This is a genomic window from Lebetimonas natsushimae, assembly GCF_002335445.1.
Classification (GTDB): Bacteria; Campylobacterota; Campylobacteria; order Campylobacterales; family Nautiliaceae; genus Lebetimonas; species Lebetimonas natsushimae.
The window spans coordinates 2501-5201 of record NZ_BDME01000005.1; the positions used below are offsets into that span (position 1 = coordinate 2501).

Sequence of the window (2701 nt, forward strand, 5' to 3'; positions counted from 1 at the left end):
AAATACTCCTGCCAGACCGATAGTGCACAAGTACCGTGAGGGAAAGGTGAAAAGAACCCCAGTGAGGGGAGTGAAATAGAACCTGAAACCGCTTGCCTACAATCATTCGGAGCCCTATTGTCTTCGGACAAGGGTGACGGACTGCCTTTTGCATAATGAGCCTGCGAGTTGTGGTCACTGGCGAGGTTAACCCGAGAGGGGGAGCCGAAGCGAAAGCGAGTCTGAACAGGGCGACATAGTCAGTGGCTGCAGACCCGAAGCCGGGTGATCTATCCATGGGCAGGTTGAAGCGGGTGTAAGAGCCCGTGGAGGACCGAACCGGTAGGCGTTGAAAAGCCTTCGGATGACCTGTGGATAGGGGTGAAAGGCCAATCAAACTCGGTGATAGCTGGTTCTCTCCGAAATGCATTTAGGTGCAGCGTCAGGAGGTAGCACTAGGGGGTAGAGCACTGATAGGGCTAGGGCGGCCCACAGCTGTACCAAACCCTGTCAAACTCCGAATACCTAGTGTGGAATCCTGGCAGTGAGGCGTAGGGTGATAAAATCCTATGTCGAGAGGGGAACAACCCAGACTACCGACTAAGGCCCCCAAGTGATGGCTAAGTGGAAAAGGAGGTCTTCCTGCTTAGACAACCAGGAGGTTGGCTTAGAAGCAGCCATCCTTTAAAGAAAGCGTAACAGCTCACTGGTCGAGCGGGGAGGCGCCGAAAATATAACGGGGCTAAAGCCATCCGCCGAAGTCGTAGACTTCTACATAGTAGGAGTGGTAGGAGAGCGTTGATGTCAGCGTTGAAGCTGTACCGGTAAGGAGCAGTGGAGCGGCATCAAGTGAGCATGCAGGCATGAGTAGCGATAAAATGGGTGAGAATCCCATTCGCCGTAAGCCCAAGGTTTCCTACACGATGCTCGTCAGTGTAGGGTTAGTCGGGGCCTAAGACGAGGCCGAAAGGCGTAGTCGATGGGAAAACGGTTAATATTCCGTTACCTACTAACAACGAGCCGATGGGGGGACGCTTGGGGCTAATCGAGGTCACTGATGGAATAGTGGCTCGAAGGGTGTAGGGTGCTAGGTAGGCAAATCCGCCTAGCGATAGCCCGAGACCCGACAGGCCTCCAAAGCTCTTCGGAGCGGAGGGGGAATCGATGATGCCCCGAGCCGAGAAAAGCCTCTAAGGCGTTTGAGTTGTTAGTAGCCCGTACCGTAAACCGACACAGGTGGGCGGGATGAGTATTCTAAGGCGCGTGGAAGAACCCTCCCTAAGGAACTCGGCAAACTGGCACCGTAACTTCGGGATAAGGTGTGCCCCAAGTAGGTGAAGGGACTTGCTCCTGGAGCCGAACGGGGTCGCAGCGCAGCGCTCTTGCCGACTGTTTACCAAAAACACAGCACTCTGCTAACTCGTAAGAGGAAGTATAGGGTGTGACGCCTGCCCGGTGCCGGAAGGTTAAGGGGATCCGTTAGCCCTCGGGCGAAGCGGTGAACCGAAGCCCCGGTAAACGGCGGCCGTAACTATAACGGTCCTAAGGTAGCGAAATTCCTTGTCGGTTAAATACCGACCTGCATGAATGGCGTAACGAGTGAGGGGCTGTCTCAGGGAGGGATCCAGTGAAATTGTAGTGGAGGTGAAAATTCCTCCTACCCGCGGCAAGACGGAAAGACCCCGTGGACCTTTACTACAGCTTGGCATTGTAGGTGGGATATCCATGTGCAGGATAGGTGGGAGGCTGAGAAGCCCGGGCGCCAGCTCGGGTGGAGCCGTCCTTGAGATACCACCCTTGGATATCCTGCCTACTAACCCGCATGAGTTATCCTCATGGGGGACAGTGCCTGGTGGGTAGTTTGACTGGGGCGGTCGCCTCCTAAAGAGTAACGGAGGCTCACAAAGGTTGGCTCAAGGCGGTTGGAAATCGCCTGAAGAGTGTAAAGGCACAAGCCAGCCTGACTGCGAGAGAGACACCTCGAGCAGAGACGAAAGTCGGTCTTAGTGATCCGGTGGTTCTGAGTGGAAGGGCCATCGCTCAAAGGATAAAAGGTACCCCGGGGATAACAGGCTGATCTCCCCCGAGAGCTCACATCGACGGGGAGGTTTGGCACCTCGATGTCGGCTCATCGCATCCTGGGGCTGGAGCAGGTCCCAAGGGTATGGCTGTTCGCCATTTAAAGCGGTACGCGAGCTGGGTTCAGAACGTCGTGAGACAGTTCGGTCCCTATCTGCCGTGGGCGCAGGAAGGTTGAGGAGAGCTGACCCTAGTACGAGAGGACCGGGTTGGACGAGCCACTGGTGTACCAGTTGTTCTGCCAAGAGCAGCGCTGGGTAGCCAAGCTCGGAAGGGATAACCGCTGAAAGCATCTAAGCGGGAAGCCCACTCCAAGATGAGCCTTCCCATGAGGGTGCAGGAAGACTACCTGCTTGATAGGCTGGGGGTGTAAGCCCTGCAAGGGGTTGAGCTGACCAGTACTAATAACCCGAATGGCTTTACTTGCGGTGTGTGACAAGACTTTTAACAGCCAATTATCAATCAATTAACAACAAATAATTATAAGTTAGTATATATAAGCTTAGTGGGCAAAGCGGAGGGGAAACACCCTGAACCATTCCGAACCAGGAAGTTAAGCCCTCCAGCGCTGATGATACTGCACCTTTCGGGTGTGGGAAAGTAGGTCCCCGCTAAGCTTTTATATGTTAACTTTATTATTAAT

2 rRNA genes (1 of these 2 only partly in view) are annotated in these 2701 nt (G+C 54.3%); both read left to right on the top strand.

From position 1 onward, the window contains the following. Positions 1 to 2484, top strand: a 23S ribosomal RNA gene (locus tag LNAT_RS07015); it begins 422 nt to the left of the window's first position. A 75-nt stretch (positions 2485 to 2559) separates the two neighbouring features. Beyond that, positions 2560 to 2675 (top strand): 5S ribosomal RNA (gene rrf / locus LNAT_RS07020). Positions 2676 to 2701: the final 26 nt, after the last annotated feature.